Source organism: Hymenobacter arizonensis, from assembly GCF_900115775.1.
In the GTDB taxonomy this organism is placed as follows: Bacteria; Bacteroidota; Bacteroidia; order Cytophagales; family Hymenobacteraceae; genus Hymenobacter; species Hymenobacter arizonensis.
In genome coordinates, this window is record NZ_FOXS01000003.1 from 163,766 (window position 1) to 184,531 (window position 20,766).

At 54.8% G+C, this 20,766-nt stretch carries 13 protein-coding genes; 4 read left to right on the top strand and 9 right to left on the bottom strand.

Annotation, left to right across the window (positions count from 1 at the left end; all coding sequences use genetic code 11):
• Nucleotides 1-138: 138 nt before the first annotated feature.
• Complete coding sequence (locus tag BMZ66_RS12415; RefSeq protein WP_092673491.1) at nucleotides 139-441, top strand: transposase; 303 nt, start codon at nucleotides 139-141, stop codon at nucleotides 439-441.
• Entirely contained in the window at nucleotides 438-1,319 is an 882-nt protein-coding gene (locus BMZ66_RS12420) for an IS3 family transposase (protein ID WP_092673494.1), read from the top strand. The genes BMZ66_RS12415 and BMZ66_RS12420 overlap by 4 nt, the downstream gene beginning before the upstream one ends.
• A 267-nt stretch (nucleotides 1,320-1,586) precedes the next feature.
• Here the strand turns inward: BMZ66_RS12420 and BMZ66_RS12425 are convergent, their stop codons facing one another.
• Nucleotides 1,587-5,567 carry an SIR2 family NAD-dependent protein deacylase gene (locus tag BMZ66_RS12425; protein ID WP_092673497.1) on the bottom strand — a complete coding sequence of 1,327 codons (3,981 nt, stop codon included), beginning with the start codon at nucleotides 5,565-5,567 and terminating at the stop codon, nucleotides 1,587-1,589.
• A gap of 267 nt (nucleotides 5,568-5,834) precedes the next feature.
• On the opposite strand from BMZ66_RS12425, the gene BMZ66_RS12430 reads away from it, so the two are divergent.
• Nucleotides 5,835-6,176, top strand: coding sequence for a hypothetical protein (locus BMZ66_RS12430; protein ID WP_092673500.1), 342 nt, complete (start codon nucleotides 5,835-5,837; stop codon nucleotides 6,174-6,176).
• Nucleotides 6,177-6,178: 2 nt separating this feature from the next.
• A complete protein-coding gene (locus BMZ66_RS12435; RefSeq protein WP_092673503.1) occupies nucleotides 6,179-6,478 on the top strand; it encodes a hypothetical protein in 300 nt (99 codons plus the stop codon).
• A 464-nt stretch (nucleotides 6,479-6,942) separates the two neighbouring features.
• Here BMZ66_RS12435 and BMZ66_RS12440 read toward each other — a convergent pair whose 3' ends face one another.
• From BMZ66_RS12440 to BMZ66_RS12480, 8 genes are all read right to left on the bottom strand, one after another.
• On the bottom strand, nucleotides 6,943-10,329 hold the full coding sequence (locus BMZ66_RS12440; RefSeq protein WP_092673506.1) for a DUF499 family protein: 3,387 nt from the start codon (nucleotides 10,327-10,329) through the stop codon (nucleotides 6,943-6,945).
• 125 nt (nucleotides 10,330-10,454) lie between these two features.
• Nucleotides 10,455-13,232 carry a DUF1156 domain-containing protein gene (locus BMZ66_RS12445; protein ID WP_092673509.1) on the bottom strand — a complete coding sequence of 926 codons (2,778 nt, stop codon included), beginning with the start codon at nucleotides 13,230-13,232 and terminating at the stop codon, nucleotides 10,455-10,457.
• 101 nt (nucleotides 13,233-13,333) lie between these two features.
• Nucleotides 13,334-16,963 carry a helicase-related protein gene (locus BMZ66_RS12450; protein ID WP_092673512.1) on the bottom strand — a complete coding sequence of 1,210 codons (3,630 nt, stop codon included), beginning with the start codon at nucleotides 16,961-16,963 and terminating at the stop codon, nucleotides 13,334-13,336.
• Between the two features lie 324 nt (nucleotides 16,964-17,287).
• Nucleotides 17,288-17,743, bottom strand: a complete 456-nt coding sequence (locus BMZ66_RS12455; RefSeq protein ID WP_092673515.1) for a helix-turn-helix transcriptional regulator — start codon at nucleotides 17,741-17,743, stop codon at nucleotides 17,288-17,290.
• A 55-nt stretch (nucleotides 17,744-17,798) separates the two neighbouring features.
• Nucleotides 17,799-18,152, bottom strand: a complete 354-nt coding sequence (locus BMZ66_RS12460; protein ID WP_092673518.1) for a hypothetical protein — start codon at nucleotides 18,150-18,152, stop codon at nucleotides 17,799-17,801.
• Between the two features lie 844 nt (nucleotides 18,153-18,996).
• On the bottom strand, nucleotides 18,997-20,040 hold the full coding sequence (locus BMZ66_RS12470) for a GIY-YIG nuclease family protein (RefSeq protein WP_092673525.1): 1,044 nt from the start codon (nucleotides 20,038-20,040) through the stop codon (nucleotides 18,997-18,999).
• A gap of 5 nt (nucleotides 20,041-20,045) precedes the next feature.
• Nucleotides 20,046-20,399 carry a GIY-YIG nuclease family protein gene (locus BMZ66_RS12475; protein ID WP_092673528.1) on the bottom strand — a complete coding sequence of 118 codons (354 nt, stop codon included), beginning with the start codon at nucleotides 20,397-20,399 and terminating at the stop codon, nucleotides 20,046-20,048.
• Entirely contained in the window at nucleotides 20,396-20,764 is a 369-nt protein-coding gene (locus BMZ66_RS12480) for a hypothetical protein (protein ID WP_143080183.1), read from the bottom strand. Before BMZ66_RS12480 ends, BMZ66_RS12475 begins: the two co-directional genes overlap by 4 nt.
• Nucleotides 20,765-20,766 lie beyond the last annotated feature (2 nt).

Sequence of the window (20,766 nt, forward strand, 5' to 3'; positions counted from 1 at the left end):
GTACCTCTCGCTCATCAACTCCCTAGGTTTCGCCGGTGAAGGGCGCTCCGTGAAGGGCAAGGTGTCTGTTGCCGACTTGTTCCCAAGTGAGGTGGTCTAGTTTAGGCGGACAGAAGAAGGACGTATATTTCTTCTGTGATGACAGCCAAAAAGAGCGGAGCGTCGGCCAATAAACGACGCAAATACGATGATGCTTTCAAGGCCGAGGCGCTGCGCCTGGCCAGCGAGAGCCGCAGCACGCAAGCCGCCGCGCAGCAGCTGGGCATCAGCCCCAAGCTGCTTTACCGCTGGCAGCAGGCCCAGCTCGTGGCTGAAGTGGGCAGCGTGGAAGTGGCGCGCGACCCGGAAGTGCGCGCCCTGCGCGCCCGCCTCAAGCGGGCCGAGCAGGAACTCGACATTTTAAAAAAAGCCTTGGTCATCTTCGCCCAGCCGACCCCGTGAGCGTTTACCAGTACATCGCCCGGCGCCGCCGGCAGGTGCCCGTGCGCCGCCTCTGCCAGGTGCTGCGCGTGGTCCCCAGCGCCTACTACGCCTGGCAGCAGCAGGCCCAAGCGCCGGCCCTCGAACCCGCTTGGCAGGTGGCCGTGCGGCAGGCGTTTGCCCGGCACGGGCGGCGCTACGGCACGCGCCGGTTGCGCGCGGAAGTACACGCCGAAGGCCATGCAGTGGGGCGTGGGCGCATCCGTCGCGCGCTGGCCCAGCACGGCCTGCGTGCCCAGCAGCCCCGTTCCTTCGTGCCGCGCACCACCGATTCCGACCCCGCCCGGTGGGCGGCGCCCAACCGCTTGCTGGGCCAGCCGGCCCCCGCGGCCCCCAACCGGGTCTGGGTGGGCGACATCACGTACCTGCCCAAACAGGGCGGCGGCTGGCTCTACCTGGCCACGTGGCTCGACCGGTGCTCGCGCAAGGTCGTCGGCTGGGATTTGCGCGAGAGCATGCCCGAAGACCTGGTCAGCGAGGCCTTGCGCCGGGCCTTGTCCGTGCGGCAGCCCGCGGCTGGACTCGTCGTGCACTCCGATCAAGGCAGCCAGTACACGGCCACCCGCTTCAAAGACCTGCTCATCCGCCACGAAGCCCGGCAAAGCATGAGCCGGCGCGGCAACTGCTACGACAATGCGCACGCCGAATCGTTTTGGAGTCGGCTCAAAACCGAACTGCTGGACGGCGGCAGCTTCCCCGGCTTGGCCGAAGCCCGGCTCGAAATCAGCCACTACATCGCCTACTACAACGCCGAACGCCGCCACTCGGCCCTGGGCTATTTAGCCCCCAACCACTTCGAATCCCAACTCCAAACCACGTCCCAATTGTGTCCAGCTTAGCTGGACCACCTCAACTCCAATTAGATTCCTAGAAACCGACTTTAAAAGTACATTGCAACCTGCTGTTCCAACCCGGGAAAGTTTGGTGTACCACGACAACGATCAGTGTAGCGCGGTACGCTTTGCACACAGCACCCCTGTGCCTTATTCGGGGCGTGAAGGTCTCGATCACTGTGGCAACTGCCAGCGGGAACACGAGCGAGGAGTGTAAAACTATCCTTCTGCAATTCGGACCTGCTCTCTGGTTGAAAAAGCTAAAGGGGAAAACTATTCGGATTCGTCATCGATGGGTAGCTGGTTGAATCCTTTTTGCCAAGCTTTGCCAACCTCCGGCAATGGATCTAAAGTAGCTAGCTGTCGCCATTGCTCTAGAACAGATGCTATGCCCAACACAGGCGTATGCTCGTTGAGTTTTGATAGCTGCGCAGCGATATTAGCCACCTTTTCACGAATGCGAGGACGTTGGTAAATGCGTTCCTGAGCCGTGAGCGTACGTGCTAGATTGCGCTCCATCCAAGAGGGGGGCTTCGTTGCATCGGCGAGTACTCGCAGCGCATCACCAAGGGCCTGTGCGTATGTTGGCCAAATAATGTGCGGGTCAGCAAGTAGTAAGTTGGCAGTCCAATCAGCTACAACCAGCAGGTTGGGTAACTCGGTCATCGATAAACGTACTGTAAACTCGTATAGCAGTGATTCTGGTGGTGGGGTGCCCAACTTAGTATTATAAAAACGATAGGCCCAGCGGCACACTCCTTCTACGCCGTCACCTACTATCTGGGAATCGGAGGGGTGCATCAGTGCTTGTCGAATGGATGTCGCTGTAAAATGCAGCGCCTCGCTATCGGTTGGCAACCGGTCGATTAGCAACGGCAGAGCGCTGCGTCCCCGCAGTTCTAGCTGAATCATCTTTTGCAACAGTGCATATACCCGTTCCGATAAGGGGACATCATCTGCGGGTAGATTGGGAATTATAGCCTCCCGTAACACTTGCCCTGCCTCGTCGAAGTTATCCTCGTCAATAGTGAAATGGAACAACTCCCCACGCTCTACTTGCCGCAGCTGTATTAGACCTTGTTCACTGCGGTGTAGCCAAGCCTCTAACAAGTCAAACAGCATTTCTGCTTCTGCTGGAGTCCACTCAATCCAACTTCGCCGATGGTTTCCGCCCACGGTCAAGTTGCCCGGCTCTGGCTTGGTAGCACGAGCAATTTCAGTTAGAAACCGGCCGAAAGCATCTCCCCGGCCAAATTTATCCTCACTTATGTCGATTGTAAGTGCATCCTGGAAATGAGCGGCCCTCCGCACCAAGTCTTGCTTTAAAAGGGCCGCTGCATCCACACCGGCAGGCGATGGCACGTGCAGGAGGAAGGACGCAAACCAGTTGTTGAGATTGGGTAGGGCACTAGGGGGTGCTGTCTGCCATACCAATTCCCCGTAGAGGGCTTGCTCCATAGGAGTAAGCCAACCCCGTCCATGGAGTCGATCCAGCCGACGTAGTGCTGATTGCCGGATATTTAAGTCGGAAGCAGCGACTCGACTCAGGCAGAAATGCACCGCGGCCGTCATTTCTTCTGTTTCAGGACGAATAGTTGGGAATAAGTGGTCGGGTAGCGCGTTGAAAGGACCTGGCGAGAAGCTGGAAATGGGCGTTGCGGTCAGAAGTTGCGTCAAGTAAGTCGCTACATCTTCGGCCGTCATTACAGCCACTATCCCACGGGTGAACTCATTGTAGTGCTCTCCCCGTAGGCGCAGATTGCGGCGGCGCAGTAGTTCGTATGGCCATTGTGCCCACACCGCTAGTGCTGCTTTAACAGCTCGGCTACGCAGTTCTTCCGGTAGCCGAAATAAAGTGCGTCCAATAACCAACATGGCTAGAGCTGCGCTTGTTAGGTTGCTATCCTCGTTGAAGCCCGGCTGGCATCCTGAAGAAGCAAGAGGAAAATGACTCTCAAGCAATTGCAGACACTGCTCGAACAGAGGGTGCAGCTGCTCCTCACTCAGAGAAAGCACAGTCGCTTTATCAAGAAAACGCATTAACAACTTATCATTAGCGGTTCGCAAAATGATACCTAGAGCCCTGGACGGGTAAATATCTACTAACCAACTACTTGCGGCGTTTAACGAGGTGTAGCCGCGATTTGATAGTCTAAATTGGTGCCCGCGCACTTCAAAAGAATCCAACACATCAAATGCTGGCTGCAGCCATCCGACTTCAAAGCCCCCTCCACTTGTACGAGTGCGTACCCTCATGCCACTATGGGGATTAATGCTCTGATAAATAGCGCGCTTTACTTCTGGAACCCCGGTATTGAGTACGTCTTCTAGGTGCTCCACCTCTGCGGAAGCTTCGCAGCGGTAAGCTAGATATAATTGGTCGCGGTCTCGCTCTTGGCGAGTCGCGTTCCAGAGATCTTCGACCGGTTCCCGCCCATCGCGCTTCAACCAGCTTGCTTCCCTGATTTGGGTCAGTCGCCGGCGCGCATCTGCCTCTACAGCCAGCATATCGATGCGCACCTTACCCTTAGGCTGGCGCTTTACGGCCATGTTGAGGGCAAAGGAGGCATAACGCTCGGCCAAATCGAGATCTCCGACTTCTGCCCACAGACCAGCCCGCCGTAAATCCCACACCGGATCGTCTACCACATCCGGCCATCGTCGCAGCCATCGTCTGGCACCCTCTTGGTCAAGCTGCTCTAGTCGCTGTTGAGCGGCTTGCCAACAGCGCCAAGCGGCATAACGCGGTTGTATCGCAGCCAGTGGCTCCGTGAGGGTCAGCAGTTGCTCAAAGGCGGCAGGAGTAAACTCGTAACGTAAATGCTTGAGGTAGTAAAAAGCAATAGTCGCCCACTGCTCTCTTAACGCTGGTGACTGGGGAATAGCTGTGTCTTCCAGCGTGGCTTGGTAAAGCTGCTCAGACATTTCAGATTCAATCACCATCATTCCACGCTCCAGGCGCCAGACCAACTCAGCAAGTGGCTCGAGGCGCTGGTCACCCGCCAGCGTCCGAGCCCAGTTCTCTATGGTGTAACGCCAAGGCTGCGTACGTCTCTGCAAGCTTTCTCGGTTTTCACGCGGTAGGGCAACCCATCCTGGATAAACCATCCGCGCCCGCTTCCAGTGGGCAAGCACTGCCTGAATTTCAGAGGCGGCCTCAGATGTAAAACTCGGTTCCTTTGTGGCCTCATCAATCACCGGCGCATGCTTTGAGCGCCGCCTGTCTTCAAAGACAAAAGCCTCTTGTGTTACAGCCTCAAGTGGGGGTAGGGCAAGCTTCTGGCGCTTACCGGTTACGAGCGTTGGGAAATAGGGCCAGAACAATGGTATCTCCTGTCCTGCCCCCTCACCGTTAGCCAGCGAGTATAGTAGCCAAGCTAGGGCGTCCTGATTGCGCTGCCGCGAATTGTCTGGATAACTATTTTTAGGAAATAGATACCCTAAGTCAATAGCCGTTACGCCCCGCTCCCTCAGCACCAAACGTTGAGCCGAGCTAAGGTCAAGGATGCCGCACAGATACACACGTGCCCGAAGTGTGGCCAACTCATCACGTACCCAGCCTAGCCAAGCCAAAAAATTGGGGTCATCACCCGAAAACCCTAGCAGCACGAAGTCATTTTCCATCATTGCCTGCTGCACCGTATTTACAAACGGGGCGAATGCTTTCGGGTAGCGCCGAAAATCCTCTTCGGTAAGAATAAAGGGTTTAGAGGCTGGCAGGCTGCCGTGAAGCTTGACAATGCGAGGCTGTGTGGTATTGGGCAGGTCCGCTGGATGCACTACCACATCATAATAGCGGTTGTGTTCACTGGTAGGTGTTCGCTCCAGCAACGTGTCGTAATTAGTCGTGAACACATCAGCCCACGGTAGCGAAAGCAACGCTTGATGCATTGAGCCAGGTGTATGGTCTTGGTCAGGCACACAGTTGATAATTAGATCATCAAGCGCTGATCGGCCAAAGGTTGCCTCAAATTCGAGCGCCAGTGTCAACGAGCCAGATCCACTAACAGCTTGGTCCAATGCTGTTTTTCGATCTACGGAATTTAAAGCGGGCCGCAGTTGGTCTAACAACAGACCCGTTAACTCGCGCCAGAGTGGAAAGGGAGGTGCACCAGCCACCTTAGAATCTGCGTTCAAACTAAAGCCCGTTCCAACCATCACGGCCGCCCGGCCCAATGGTTGGCGGGCCCACAGTCTCTCGCGTAGAAATGTCAGATGGTGAAGATCCGGGAAGCTGGCAACTAACGAGTGCATCGGCAGAATTATAAATCAGGTTGACCACACAATGTACCATGCGCGTGATTCCTAGATGAGAGTCTATACTAGATTTACGCACTTAAAGCAAGTAAGCAGTAAGCCCTATAGGGTTAATGGAATAAGCAGCACTTCAGTTTAATAATTGAATTACATTGATATGGCTCTATTAACCGTAGAGCTAGGTGTAAGTGCCCAGTTAGGGTACGAGTTAAAAATAAGCTCATTAGTGTAAAGGAATTAACCTAATCTGGCTACCTTTCCGACATGAGCGATATTAAAACCATTGAGGGCTTCTTGACCTTGAAAAAAGATGGAAAAACCGTCTTAGATAGCAGACCCTCTATTCTCACAATAGATGCCCCCAGTGATAGAGGCTATCTCCATGCTTGGCATTTGGACAATGTTGTTCTGCCCGCTGACAAAATCACCCTGCAAGAGTTGGAAGCCATTTCAGATAAAGGCATCCAAAGTGAGGAAGGACGCTTTGATGTCTTATTTGCCGAGGATAATTCGGAAGGGACTTACACCGGACAAGCTTTCATTGCTGCCCTCGTGTATGACCGGCTGCAAATAGACCTGCGTGGAGCCACCGAATTAGCCGTGTAACGATGACAGATTCAGAAAAACAAGGCGTATTAGAAAGCTTTGAAGCCTTATATAAATTAGTTGAAGATCAAGACAATGGTGGGCAATTCAAAAATAATGCTGACCAACTGTTAGCTGGCGTTGGCGAATTTCCCCTTCCCTATATCAAAGCTGCTGCGGGTGAACTGGAAAAGGTGAACCAAGCAAGGGAGGTAAAAGCGAACTTGCTTGCTAGGACAAAAACTGCGATTGACTTTATAAAGTCAACACCATCTGAAGAATTGAGCCATGAAAAAATTAAGGCTCAAATGGAAAAGACCTAAAAAAGTAAGCGGATCCGTAATAAGTTTTTGTTAGAGTGTGTTTGGGTTTTTACTATTGGTCATGCTGAGCTTATCGAAGCATAACGTGCCAGGGGACTTTTACCAAAAACCAAACATCTTCTTCGCGTAAAAAAGCCTTTCTACTTGCGCAGGAAGGCTTTTTTCACAACAAGTCACGGACGCTTAGCGGTATTTCGGCATCTCCTCTCGCTCGAAGAGCAAGCCGGTGGTCAGCAGCGTGGCGCCGACGGCCAAAAAGGTGTTGTGGGCTTTTTTGTTTTTGGAAAAACCCAGGACCCACGGCGCACCCAAACAAGTTCGGTCCTAAGGGAAAGGCTGAAGTGCGCGTGGGAGACGGAAAGAATGATTCACCTTTAGGTTTGCTGTTGCAGCTTCAAAACGATTCGGCGTGGTTGTTATCGTATCATATGCCGCGCCAACTCATGCTCTGCCCGGCCTCGCCTTTAATCCTCAAATTCCGCGCTGCCCAGCCCCAGGGTCCGCATATTCTCCTGCAGTACCCGCTGTAGGTCCAGCGTAAAGCCGTCGACGTTGCGGGCCTCGATGTGCATCGTCACAGTGGCGCCTTTCGGCAGGTGCTTGATGATTTCCTTTTCCAGCGCCTCCGCATCGCGGAAAAAGCGCGTCACGTCCAGATTAGCATCAGCGTAGAAACGGGTACGCTTTGTCCCGGAATCCTTCGCTGTGTTGTCATCCCCGCCACCGCCAGGTTGGCCGGTTTCCCCGCCAGCACCACCATACGTCTGCCCGCCTTGGCTATCATCCTCTCCGCTTTGCTGCTCGCGCAGCAAGCGTAGCCGTTCTATCTCCTCAGCGCGCTCATGCGCCTGCTGCTGTGCCGCTACTTCTGATTTTACCAGGAGCCCCGGCCCATCCATCGAAATAGTGGTGCGCTCCACGCCTTTTGTGTCCCCCGTCACCAGGCCCCGGTAGCGTCCAGCAGTCTCGTCATAAGAGTCAGCGTAGGCAAAGGAGTCGCGCTGCCAGGAGCCGAGGCGTAAGCCTTGCTCAATGGCTTTTGCCAATAGATTGCCTTCGAGCAGCCGCGCCAAGTAGAGGTATTGGGCAAAATCCTCCTTTAAGGTTTTTAGCGGAACATGGTTGTTGCCCCGCCACAGCATGTCTTGGTCCAGGTGCATCCGCAATTCCGTCGGATTAAACTGGTCGTAAACCTGCGACTGATTGATTAGCTTGTTTGTTACCCTCGTTATCAGTGTATCCTGTGCCGAGCCATTCAGGCGGCTTTCAATCCATTCCACATCGCGGCTGCCTCGTACCTGTGTTGGGCTAAGCAAGCACGCAAAAACCGTTGGAATCTGTGATTTCACCGCATCTTTAGCAGCAGCTACCCGTTGCTCAACCTGAGTTTTTTGGAAATGGTCGAGATTAAGCAATATCTGGTCGCGCTTAACTGACTCCCACCCTAGGTAAGTTTTAACCGCGCCGTGTAATTCCTGAATTCGAGCTTTGTCCGGAGCCATGAAAACTAGGGTGTTGCGATTCATTCGTGACCCCGAGCCACGGTATTGTAGCACTAGTTCTTCGGCCTTTCGTTGCGCCGAACTGTTTTGCTCGCGGGCGACGTGGGAATAGTCCGAGGCCAGCACTATCAGCTTCATTTCCTGGTCGTCGGGTATATCCGCTCCACTTGCCGGCATCATGTAGAAGCGCCGCAACTTACCTTGGCCAGCTTTTAGAAGGTCTAAAATAAGGCTCTTCAGATAGTCTTCCACATCACCTTTTTCGATATGCCCCGCCCGCTCTTCCGCCGTGCGGTTCACGTTGTTCTGCGTCGAATACCAGTAGTGGTTGTTCTGGCAATACACGTAGGTGGCCCGGTCCACAAGGTAGCGCAGAGCGTCATTGAATACCGGTACGCTTTGCCCTGGCACCACACTGCCCAACTTCAACCGCTGCTTATCCAGGCCCCGTTGCCCGGCCCCGGCCATGGGCGCCGACCCAAAAAATAGGGCCCGAGCCACCTTGCGAGTCGCCGAGAGTCGGCCTAGGTTTAGGTTTTCCCTGTCAATCAGTCGGGGTAGGGCAGTGGCCCCGTCCACGTCCTTGTGTATTACTGCCCGCCATGGCTCATCCAGGTAGCGCATCATCTCTTCCTGTATGCCGGCATCATCCATTGGAATATGCCCTGGTAAAATCAGAGGACTAGAATCTTCACTGGCCCAGAGCAAATGAATGATTTTAGCCATCAGCCGCAGAATGCCTCTAGTCTTTTGAAACCTGGGAATGCTGGCCCAGTTGTCATGCAGTAGCGTAAATAGCTCTGGATGAATAGGGTAGTAGTCAGCCAATTGCTGACGGTATTCCACCTGTTGCGTGTCGGCTGGAAACTCGCCTCGGTTTTGTTGGTACAGGTCATAGAAGCCTCGTGCCACCACGTCGCGCTGTGCAAACTGTGACGTCTGTGTTAGCGGTGCAAACAATCGGCGTGTCACAATCTTAAACGATTCCTCTGGTGTGGCTGCGGACCATGGCGACTCAATTCTGCTCACAATGTTGCTCAGTTCAGCCTTAGCCCGCCTTCCCACTTCGCCGCCCAGTTCGATGTCCGACTCGGGTAAGCTTACCACTACCAGTGCCTCGGGTACGGCTGTGGCCGCTTCGCACAAGGCCTGCGCGAAGGACATATGTGCACCGTAGCTACCTCCGGGTAGTACACCCGGCGTTTCAGGTAACTGTCTTACATATGATACCCACTCATCTACCAACACTAAACATGGAGCAGTTTGTCGAAACAACTCGTCTAAAGCATCACCTGGATTAGTGCCAGCCTTGTCGCTTTCTTCCACCAGAGAATAGCCGTGTTTCCCACCCAGCTGCCAAGCTATTTCACCCCAGAGTGTATGCACTACTGTGCCATCGTTTTTACGGTGAGCCACACCTGGTGAAATTCTGTTGCCCACCACAACGGCCTTATTTACACGGGTCGGTGGCATTAGGCCATCTGCCTCAGTGCGAAAGAATTCTTCCAAGTCATGCACTACACTCAGATTTTCACCACTGCATAAGTGGTAAAGCGCTAGCAACGAATGCGTTTTACCGCCCCCAAAGTTGGTTTGTAAGTTGAGTACTGGGTCACCGCCTTTGCCATTGAGACGCCGTAGGGCATTTAGTAACAGTCCTTTGATGCCGCCTGTGAGTAGTGTGCGCTGGAAAAAGTCTATTGGCTTACTATACTCAGCTGCTTTGCTCCCACCTTGGTATACTTGCCACAAGTCGGCCGCAAACTCAGCTTGCTGAAACTTGCCAGAGGCAACGTCTGGATGAGGGGCCAATACTTCTTTCCACGACGGTAGGCCGCCTGCGGCGGCATCGCTCACCGGGGCTGCTGCCTCCAGGCGCCGCACTTTCTTCCGTGCCGATTCCTCGAATCGAATCCGCATCAGCTCGCTCTTTTGCATTTCAGCTTCTGCAGCTTCCTCGCCAGCTGCCACAGCTAGGAGCAGCTGCTCGGCGGCATCCAGGGCCCGGTAGGCTTCATCGGTCGTAAAGCCGTTGCTGCCGGTCTGGTGGGCTGCCCGGTTGCGGGCATCCAGCAGCAGCGACGAATAAGCCCGCTCGCTGTGGCCCAGCGTTTTCTTAAACACAGTCGCCCAATGCGCCTGCATCAGCGTCAGCAGCAAGCCGGTGTCCCATTCGGTTGCCGGCTTGGGGTTGGTGCGGGCGTGGTGGGTAGTTGGGAGGGCCGAGACCGCCGCCACTTCCCAATGGCTTCCCAGCGCCACGGCTAATTCCCGCGCTACAAACGGCCCCAGGCCTTGCCGCAGCGCCTCTAGGCCTTTATTAACTCTATCTAGTCCAGTCAGTGCCATATTCGGGTAGAAACTTCAATTATCAGTGTAAGGAATCAGCCAGGGTTCCGCTCAACGTACTTCGCGAGTAAAGGGCAACCGGGGCCGGGTATGTAGCTGTCAGGTCAGGTGTTCTAAAGTCGAAGCTACAAGTCCAGCCGTCCCTGCTCGCCAGCTTCCGCTTTTGGTAGCTGTTGCGACTGCGCCAATATCCCGTTCCAGGCCAGTACCAGGGAGTTGTAGGCCAAAGCCTCTTGGCTCCAGCCCTTGCGCTCGCACAGCGTAAACAGGCCGTAGGCCAGCTCGCGCGCCGCGCTGGCCCGCCCATCCAGCAAGCGGTAGAGACGGGCTGCACCTTCTTCTCCCTTAGCTTGCAGGCGTTTTATCAGGTGCTGCGTTATTTCCCACACCACCGTGCGCGAATCGTGCGTGGGGTCCCAGTCAGCCGCAAGCTCCTCGCGAGCTAGAAGCTTCACCCGGCCGCCACCACTGCGCACAATTCCGGTCTGCGTTAGCGCATTCACGGCCGTATTCTTGGAGCCCGCGAGTTGATTGGCTTTGCCAAAATCGCCGCTTTCAAACTGATGGTCGGCGTACCAAGCCAGTGCCCAACGCGTTTCAGCGTCGAAGTCACCTTCCTGCTCAACCAGCACCTCAGCCAGCGCCTGGTTCACCAGTGCCAGGGCAGTTTTCATGCGCATCGGTTTGCCGCTCTGTTCCAGCACTTGGGCATAGCGCGAGAAAATGGCAATACCGGGCCCAATAGCGGCTTGCGCCAAGTCCACCGGGGCTAGGTTGCTGGCCTGTAAAATTTCAATAGCGGCTGGCAGCTCGCGCCGCAGCCGTTGGGCAAACTCACGACGGGTGGCCGTAGGCGCATCTTCGGGGCGCGGACGGCAGGCCAATACGATGTAGCTGGTCAAGGCGTTGGTGCCCATCGCCACCATCCGCCATTTTTGGCTGGCCTTCACCGGCCAAGTAGCCGTTATCTGAAATCCCGACGTAACTAGTCCTGCCAGTAAAGTTTCCCAGCCAGTGGTGAGAGTTACAGCTTCCTCCGCAAACAGGTCGTCTCCAATCTTTGGTGAATTGTCGGCATCCGCATCTTCGCTTTGCTTGAAGGCATAGTACACTGTAAGTGGAAAGCGGGGGTCCATGCCTTTGCGAAAAGCGCCAAAGGCCGCTCGGAAACCTGTCTCGAAATGCTCTTTAGCTGCTGCCTTCCCGCCGTAGCGAGCCTCTGCTGCAACAAGTTCTTCCATCTTGGGTACAAGTACCGTGCGTAAGAGGTCAGGGTATTGTTCCTGCAAACCATGGCGTAACCACACGTAAAAGAAATCCGATAAGTCGGAATATCCAATATTGTCGTAATACGGTGGGTCAGTGCTGATTAAATAAGTCGGCTGGGCAAATTCGTGCGTAGCTGCATTCTGTTGTTTAGCATTCTGCGCAGTACTGATGTCTGATAGAACCGTCTCTATTGACTCAGCTGTGATATCAATGGCGTTAAGCCAAGAGATGGCCTTTGGCTCTAAGATGTTTGCTTCTGTATAATCCCAAACCATAGGGATAGCCTGGCGAGTGAACAAGTGCATTTGTTGTTCACCGCTGGACTTCCAACTCGAAAGTGAGCAGTTAAAGTCTGCAAGCCTATTTATAGTTACTGTAAATGCAAAGTGTAATGCTTTACAATATTCTGAGGGAGCCCCGCTATTTTTTAATTCTGTAATTACGGAGGTTATTGCCTCATTGAGGGTGTTTAAAGAAAGAAGCTGTCGTTTTGTAAATAACTGAGCATATGTAGTCAGTCCATAAAGCGGAGGACTAAACCAACGTGGGCTGTCAGGCAAATCAACATCTGGCTCCCATGAGTTTGGTACGCTAGCAGCAATTTGCTCCTGCTCCTTATTTGGACTTAAATATTGTTTGCCGTTACCGGAACCAACGTCTGTTACCAGTGCCAAGAGTTGGCTCTGAAAACCATTGTTATCTAAACCGAATTGGCGAATGTCTTTGAGTGGCATAAACTGCCCACAAGCAATGCAGGTAGCGCCCCTCCGTGCTATTGTGCTTTTTACCGCCGGTTCACCATATTTCACTACGTACCCTGTAATTGTATTCCCATTAGCACTTCGCTCAATAATAGGTTCAGAGTAGGGACGAGGACTCCGCTTGGTGCTCAGTACGAACGAACGGACCAAAGGCATTTGGCAGCTGCAGACCGGGTTAGGGCAACGCACAGTGCGTGCCCACAACCAAGTAATAACATTATATTCTTTGTTGCCTACTCGTGCTTTAGGATAGTGCTGGCCAATTCGTCGCTTCACCTCCTCATTTATTCGGCGGCCATAGTAGCGTAGGTCTTCTGCCATTCCTCGGGCACGGTGCCATTGCTTAGGAGCCCCAGGGCGTTGGGCACTGTCTGGATTCAGTGGGGGCTGGTTGGCCCAACGGGGCAGTATTTCAAGCGCCACTTTATTTATCAGCACTGCCACCGGATTCAGGTCAGTGGCTAGGGCGGGCAGTCCAAGCCGCATGGCTTCCAACGGAATGGAGCCGCCGCCCGCAAAGGGGTCCAGCACGGTAGGTAAGTCATTTCCACACTGCCGTTTGATTTCAGCATTGGCCTCCCGAAATGCCTCTTGGTGCAAGTGTATTTTCTTCTGGCACAGTCGCCGAATTATTCCAAATAGCCGGTCCCGTTCTTCCTGGCAGGCTTCCGGAGTTGGAAATTCATCGGGCCGCGCCGATGGGTCATCTACGATTGAAGCAAATAGTACCGCCCGCGCCGCTGGCAGTGGCAGCCGTGCCCACCAGTGGTGCAGCCCTTTCGGGTGCGCCCCAATGCCCGGCATCTTGTCATAAGCCGATTCGTCGTTAATGATGTCAAGCGGTATCGATGTTTCAATTAGTTTCTTGGTCACGGTAGGGGAGTCGCTCAGCGTAATTTCTTAAATGATGGGTTTCCTTGCTTCTGGAAAGGAGGCCGGCCCTGTGGGGCTTGTGTGGTTATTAAGGGGTCACGTCACGTTTCTGCTTCCGCCCCCAATTCCACCGTTTCCGTGTAGGTGCTCCGTCCCAGCAATTCTGCCAAGTTGTAATTCACAGAAGTCACCGAGAAGTCCGGCTCGAAGCGGAAAGCTTCCTGCACGTAATGCACTTTCACTTGTCGTCCGCGCACCAGTGCCAGCACCAGCCACGACTGCGCTGGCACGTTCAGAGCATGTATGATTTCATTCTTGGTCACTGTCACCGTCAAGGCCTCAGCATGGCGGCCCTTCACTTCCAAAAAGCGCAGCAGGCCCGTTTGCCCGTCGCGACTCTCAATGTCATAACCCACCTTATCGGCACTCCGGTCGCGGGGCTCGTTGCCCAGAGCCCGTTCTATTTTCATCACCGCCTTCATGGCAGCCTGTTCCACGGCCGCCCGGGCCTCCGCGCTCGGGAAGCTTATTGGGCCGGTCTGCTGTTTAGTCCCGGCATCCTCAGTGCCTGCCATAGCGTTGGTTCCACCTGGTTTGTCACCGGTAGCTTCCACATCGGCCAGCCAGCTGGCCGGCAGCACCAAGGCTCCGCCTACCACCACGGGCGGCCGCGAAGAGAGCTGCAATTCCTCATCCAATTCGAGCAGTCGCTTTTGTAAGCGCCCGTGCAAGTCGTCGGCCCGTTTTCGGGCTTCACCGGAGTTGAGGCGGGCGTTAGGTTTGCCAGCTTCCTCTTGTTGACTTAGGTCCCGGGCGCGGGCATCCCAATGGCGAATTTCTGCCGTTAGGCGTTCTTGCACAGCATTACGCGTTTTCTCCACTAGGTAGCGGCGGTGGGTTCGCAGGCGCTCCAGCTGCTCGCGGGCAAGGGAGGTAAGGGCAAAAGACCGTACCCGCTCTTCGCCGCCCGCTCCGCGCAGGCTGGCCGGCAGCGTTTCCCAGCGCGGCCGCAGTTGGACTACTTCCTCAGCTGTGGCCGGGCGGTAGTCCAGGTAAGGGGCGTAGCCTGCCGGGCGGGGCTCCCCATCGGCTCCCAGCTCCAAAAACCGCAGTTCCCGGCTCACCGTCCGCAGCTGCCCGCCGCCCAGCGAATGGGCATCTTGCACAGTGGTTTCCAAGTAAAAAAGTAGGCGTGCTTCGGCATCGGGCCGCTCATCCAGCAGCACCGCGCCTTGCTGCATCGTATCAAGCTCGCGCTCCAACAGTAGGTCAATTACTGCATCAAGCAACGGGTGCCCGGGGCACACGAACGCCGCCAATGGCTTGCCCTGCACCGCCACCAGGTCTTTGTAAAAGGTGATTCGCTCGTAGGAATCCAACACGGGCTCACGCCCGCTACCCAGCTGTTGGCCCCGGTGGCGAATGGCTACCGGCACCCGCAGCACCTGGTAGCGACCCCGCTCTTTTTCTACTACCGTACCACCCAGTCGCCGCAGGGCCGCCAGGAAGAAGTCAGCCACAAAATGCGGCTGCAGCTTGCGGGCTTCCGCCCGCGCCATTTCCTCCCGGATGTGCTGCACGTTGGCTTTCGAAAGGGCTGTGGTATGCAGTGCTCTTTCTTGCAGCAGGCTTTCCAGGTGGGGGCGGTCCAGGGCAGTATCCAGCACCCGGTCCAGATAGGCTTTGCGTTCAGGGTCACTGCCGAAGCGTACAGCTTCCACCAGCAATTCGCGCAGACTCTTATTCTCAAATGTCACGCTACCCAGCACGTCGTACACCTTACCGTCTAGGGCTTCGCGTTCCAGCTCAATCTTGTCCAGCAGGCGTTTCCATACGTCGCCTTCTCTAGTCTGATGGGCCACCAGGCTCCAGAGCCGGCAAACTTCGGTTTGGCCAATGCGGTGAATACGACCAAAGCGCTGTTCCAGGCGGTTAGGGTTCCACGGCAGGTCGTAGTTCACCATCAAATGCGCCCGCTGCAGGTTGATTCCCTCGCCGGCAGCATCAGTGGCCACCAGCACGGCCACCCGTGCGTTTTGCGTAAACAGCTCCTGCACCCGCCGTCGCTCGTCGCGGGCCATGCCCCCGGCTATGCTCACCACCGCCGACGGATTACCTAGAAATGCCCCGATGCGCTGAACTAAGTAGTTTAGCGTGTCGCGGTGTTCCGTAAAAATCACCAGCTTACGCCGGTGGCCCTGGTCATCAAACAGAAACGGCTCATCGGTGAGTATGCGCGACAGCTCCTCCCACTTACGGTCGGTGCCCGAGCGCCGTACTTCCAGCGCCAGCTTTTCCAGCCCCGCCAGACTGGCCAGTTCTGCCTCCAGTTCCCGAATGGTATTAGCAGTCGTCGCCCGGTCCACAAACTCATTCTCCAGCTCCTCCTGTTCGGCTCCGGGCGTGTCATCGAGCATATCCTCCAAATCCTCGTCCGAGTCCAGCGCCCGCGCCCAGGTCACCGGTTCAGTCGGCGTTATCCCCCCAGCCCGCGCAGTCGTCCGGTAATCGTCCAGCCGCTGCGTCAGTTTTTCGCGCCGCCGCCGCAGCGACTCATAGATGGCCAACGGTGAAGAAGCCAGCCGGCGCTGCAGAATAGTCAAGGCAAATCCCACTGACCCGCGCCGACCTGATTCCAGCTCATCGGCCCGGTTGAACTGGTCGCGCACGTAATCAGTCACCTGCCCATACAGCCGGTTTTCAGCATCCGACAGCTCGTAAGCCACCGTTTCGGCAATGCGCTGCGGAAACAGCGGCCGGCCATCAAAGCGCACCAACTGCTCTTTCAACAAGCGTCGCATCATGTCCGATACGTCTACATCCGGGGTGCCGTCGCGGAACCGGCCCTCAAAACGGTCCTGGTCCAACAGGGCCATAAACAGCTGAAAATCCTCGTCCTTGCCGTTATGTGGCGTCGCCGTCATCAGCAGAAAGTGTCTCGTGAGCCGTCCCAGCAGCTGCCCCAGCTGATAGCGCCGGGTATATTTCACTTTGCCTCCGAAAAAGGACGCCGACATTTTGTGTGCCTCGTCCACGATTATCATGTCCCAGCGCGTGGCCTCCAGCTGTGCCTGCAACCCCTCGTCGCGGCTCAGCTTATCCAGTCGTGCCACCACAAAGTTGGTTTCCGCAAACCAGTTGCCCGTGCGCGCCGAGTTCACCTTGTCGTTGGTAAGAATCTCGAATGGCAGTTGAAACTTCAAGTACAGCTCCTCCTGCCACTGCTCAGCCAGCACCCCCGGGCACACTACTAGGCACCGATGCACGTCGCCCCGGATAGCCAGCTCCTTAATCAGCAGCCCTGCCATGATGGTTTTGCCTGCGCCGGGGTCATCGGCAAGCAGAAACTTCAACGGCTGCCGCGGCAGCATGCTGTCGTAAACGGCAGTGATTTGGTGCGGCAGCGCTTCTATCAACGATGTATGCACCGCCATCATGGGGTCAAACACATACGCTAGCCGAATGCGGTAGGCCTCCGACACCAGTTTGAACACCCCAGCATCTGCTCCAAACCCCCAGCGCCCGCCCTCGGCTGACGCTGGTTCTACTACCGCCAGTTCCGCTGCTTCCTCTGCATATAGTATCCGATTACCTACCCCACCCAACCCGTCGCGGTATACGAGTTCCAATGCTGCCGTCCCGTGCCACTGCACTTGCAGAATCATTACGGACTGCCCTGGCAAAATGCCATTTATAGTAGCACCGACGTGCAATTGAGCAAGTTCCGCCATGAAAGAAGAGTATTCGAAGTAACAGTTACCGCTGGCTTGAGCAAAAGCCAGGTAAGCTGCAAGCTACGCTGTTTCAAGCAAATTTTCTTTGCCTGTTTGTATCAAATAACAGCCAATAGAAGCTCATCCCAAGCTCAGCTAATGACAACCAAATTCTTGGCCTCCCAAAACTTGCATCTTTAGTTGAGGAAAAAAGTCTTCGGCTCCTAATCGCTCATCTGATTCAAAGGCTGAACGGTGATGTTTTACCCAACCAGTTACTGAGTAAGCTGCAACATCAGCTGCTCCGTCAGCCTCTTGCTGAAGTTTTACCCCAGCTTTCCCCTATACCAAAAAGCAAACAAGCCCAGCTGCGGCAGCGGGGCTTGGATTTGAATAAGTAGAGAAGAAGAGTAGCGCGAAAACCGCCAACTTTGCCAATTTTGACGGGGGTATAGGCGGAGCTTCAAACTGCAGTTTTACTCCGACACCTAATGCTCGAAATACTTTGAATAGGGTACCAAGCCGAATGTTGCTGGAATCACGTTCCAACTTGGCAATTTGATTTTTCAGAACGCCAAGGCGTTCGCCCAATTCTTCTTGGGTCAAGTCATGCAGCTTGCGGTATTCGCGCAGCTTGGCACTGACAATTTTGCGCTGGAGTAAGTCCTCGTACTCGTTGCGCTGCGGAGTGCCGGGGGCACCGATTAGGGAATCTGTGGTATCCTGGAGCGTGCTACCGAGGTCAGCGAGCTCTGGCTCTCCGTCAAGTGGTCTGCCTTGAACGGGTTTTTTGGCCATTGTTGAAATGGGTTCGTTTTAGATTTTTAGATGGGAAAAGGGTAAGTAGGGGGGCTCAAGCGCCCCCCTGACTTTTGTACCGCTGGTAAAACCGTAGCGCCCGGCCAATCTCGATTTCCGGGATAGAGCCGCTGCCTCTTGCAAAAACGTGCGTGCAGACGAACGATGAACCAGCTTGCTGTGCATCCCAATATGCTAGTAGGCACCAATTGCGCCCATTCGCCGAGATGATAAGCGCCCACAGATGAGGTTCTGTAGGGACCATTTGAAAGTTTGTGCCTGGAATGTGAACTTTCTCAACGAGAGCAAGCTCACTTAAAATCTCAGCCTTGTCTACCGGTGGCAACATTTCGATAAACTGGTGAACGAGCGTCAATACTTTGACCTCTGGAGGTGTTCGGGTGTTCATAAAGTAGGGGGTGTTTAAAAATTTGCTTTGTCATTGTGCATAGGATTTATGGATTGGGTGATTGATGGATGCGTTAGAAATTAGCTCAGCTAACCATAACGACCTTCTTGCAACTTCTTACTTTTCATAGGTTGAAATCCGTATGAGGGTTAAATACATACTAGCATCTTTTGCTGTGCTAGACCTCAGCAAGCCTATGCCCGATGGCTTCAACCACCGGGCTATTATGTGGCTACTACAAACATAACGAAAGTATTCTAAAAAGGATACATTTTAAGTGTGGTCTAAGGCGAAAGTTATGTAAATCAGGCCTGTAATTTTTAGAATGCTTGCTGATACGCTAATCTCTCGTTTTGAACGGAGGTCTATTCCGCGCCATAAACAGCCTCAATGAGGGTTCATGTGCTAAAGCTGCTCAATGGCTAAAATGGCAGACCTTTGCAGCATATTCCCATTCCACGATGCAGAATAAACCACTTTCACTACATCTGGTCACGCTCGCCGCCAGCTTATTGCTCGCATCCTGTCAAAAGGAAGCTGTAACCCTAGCGCCTTCAGCCCAAATCCTCCCTGAGCACCTCACCCTCGGCAACCCCAGCGGCGCCACGGCGGACGCCGCCCAGCCCACCAATTACCTGCTCATCAGGTCTCAGTATGCCCTTAGCTACCACTGCGATCGTGGCATCCTCAATTAAGTTAGCTGGCACCTCAGTACCGGCTGGCGCGACAGCGCCGCCCGCCAGGCCGGTCTCCTTCCCGATGCCACCCTGCTTGCCGGTTAGTACCAGGTACAGGCCACCGGTTGCACCGGCCCGAGCGCAAACCGCAACAGCACCTTAACCGATTATTCGGCTACAAAATTTGACGAGGTTGGCATGACCAAGTCGAGTTGCTGGAAAGAAGAACTAATCATTTCCTTCTTCTCAATCCATTCGCTTTCAACCATTGCATCTTTAGGTAAAAGCTTGAAAATGGGGCCCAGTAATGCGTAGCACTCCATGTGGCCGCCAAATGCCACCTTTGGACGATAGCGAAATTTTACAAGCTGCCGGTGTACGTGCTTTTCGAAGGAGTAAATAAATGTCGCATCATCGCTCGCCAAGCGTGCCACCACTCGCCATGCATAGGGCATGCGGGTGCTGTGAAAGCGTTTACGAAGGTCGAAGGTGATACCCACCTTAAAGAACCGCTCCTGCTCATTGCGTATTTCAATGACGTACAGCAGAGCAGTGCGCCCCTTTTGCACTTCCATCCACCCTGAGCGGCTGGCAGCACGGTGGACGCGGGCGGAGCACTTTTGGCAGCCTTGTCCGCGCAGGTGGGCATTTGGAAGTTTTAGAAAGTCACCGTGTATGGGGCAGATTATGGTAATGGGTTCGGAGAGCTTACACAGCTGCACCTTGCTGTAATCGTACCGGGCTCCAAAAAGCGCCTTCGCTTGGGTTAAAAAGTATTCTAGACCCTTCAACTTTTTGCTAGATGTTACTTTAACCCCGCATTTAGCGCAGCCGTGCCCTTTTAGATGATTGATCGGATATTGTTGAAAGGGTCCGTGTATTGGGCAGGTAATCGTAATTAAATGTTTAGTTTGCCGGTAGTGGGCCTGCTCGTAGCGATACTTATCGAGGTGGACCTCTTTCGCTTTAGCAATGAAGTAGGCCGTGTCATGTGTATTGGCTTTTGAGACACGGACCCAGGAGCAGCGGGCACAACCACTCCCGGTCAAGTGAGAATTGGGCGTTTGTTGAAAAGGACCATGTTCTGGGCAATGAATGGTGACGTTTGTGATGGCACTACGGTACTCCACGGCGTGATACTGGAACCTATCATTTCCGTGTACCACTTTTGCTTTCGCGATGAACTCCGCGGTGTTTGAGAACTTTCCCATAACCGCTAGATGTCTGTGGCAAGCTTGAGAAAGAACGTCTCCCGCGGCAGGGCTTTCAGAATCGGCGCGGCATCGGTGTAGCACTCCGTGTGGCCCGCAAAGGCAGACGAAGGCGTGTAGGAAAGATGGGCAAAGCCGCGGTGCAAACGCTGCTCAAGATCAAACACCGAACCTGCGTCCCACGAACTGTACCGGGCCAAAGTGCGCCATCGGTAGAGGGTTGTGATGCGCGACCAGCGGGCAGAGATGTTGTATGTCACGCCCACCTTATAGAACGCCTCACCCGCCGTGTACACGCGCACCACATACAGCACGGCCTTCCGCCCGCGCTGCTGCGCAATCCAAGCCGCCCGGTTCATGACAAGCCAGCGTTAGCATCCAGCTCGCCAGGGTTGGGGATAGGCCCATCCTTCTGGGCCTCTGCCCGCTTTGCCGCCTGCACCAAGACCTTATCTCTAGCCCTAGACTCCCGACTCTCCCGCCAGTCCAAGCAAAGCAGCTCCTTTTCCGCCTTGAGCTGCTGCAGCCGCTCCCGCAACGCTTCCCGACACGCAGCCGCCGCATGGGAAGAAACGTCCTTGCCAACCCCAATCGTCACACTCCTCGTCAGGGTGTGTAAGGAAAGACCAACCACCCCTTCCAGCTCCAGATCCGCCAGCAACCCCTGCTGCCGCTGCACCACCCGCCGGGCATACTTCACCCGCTTCAGTTGCTTCTTGTACATAC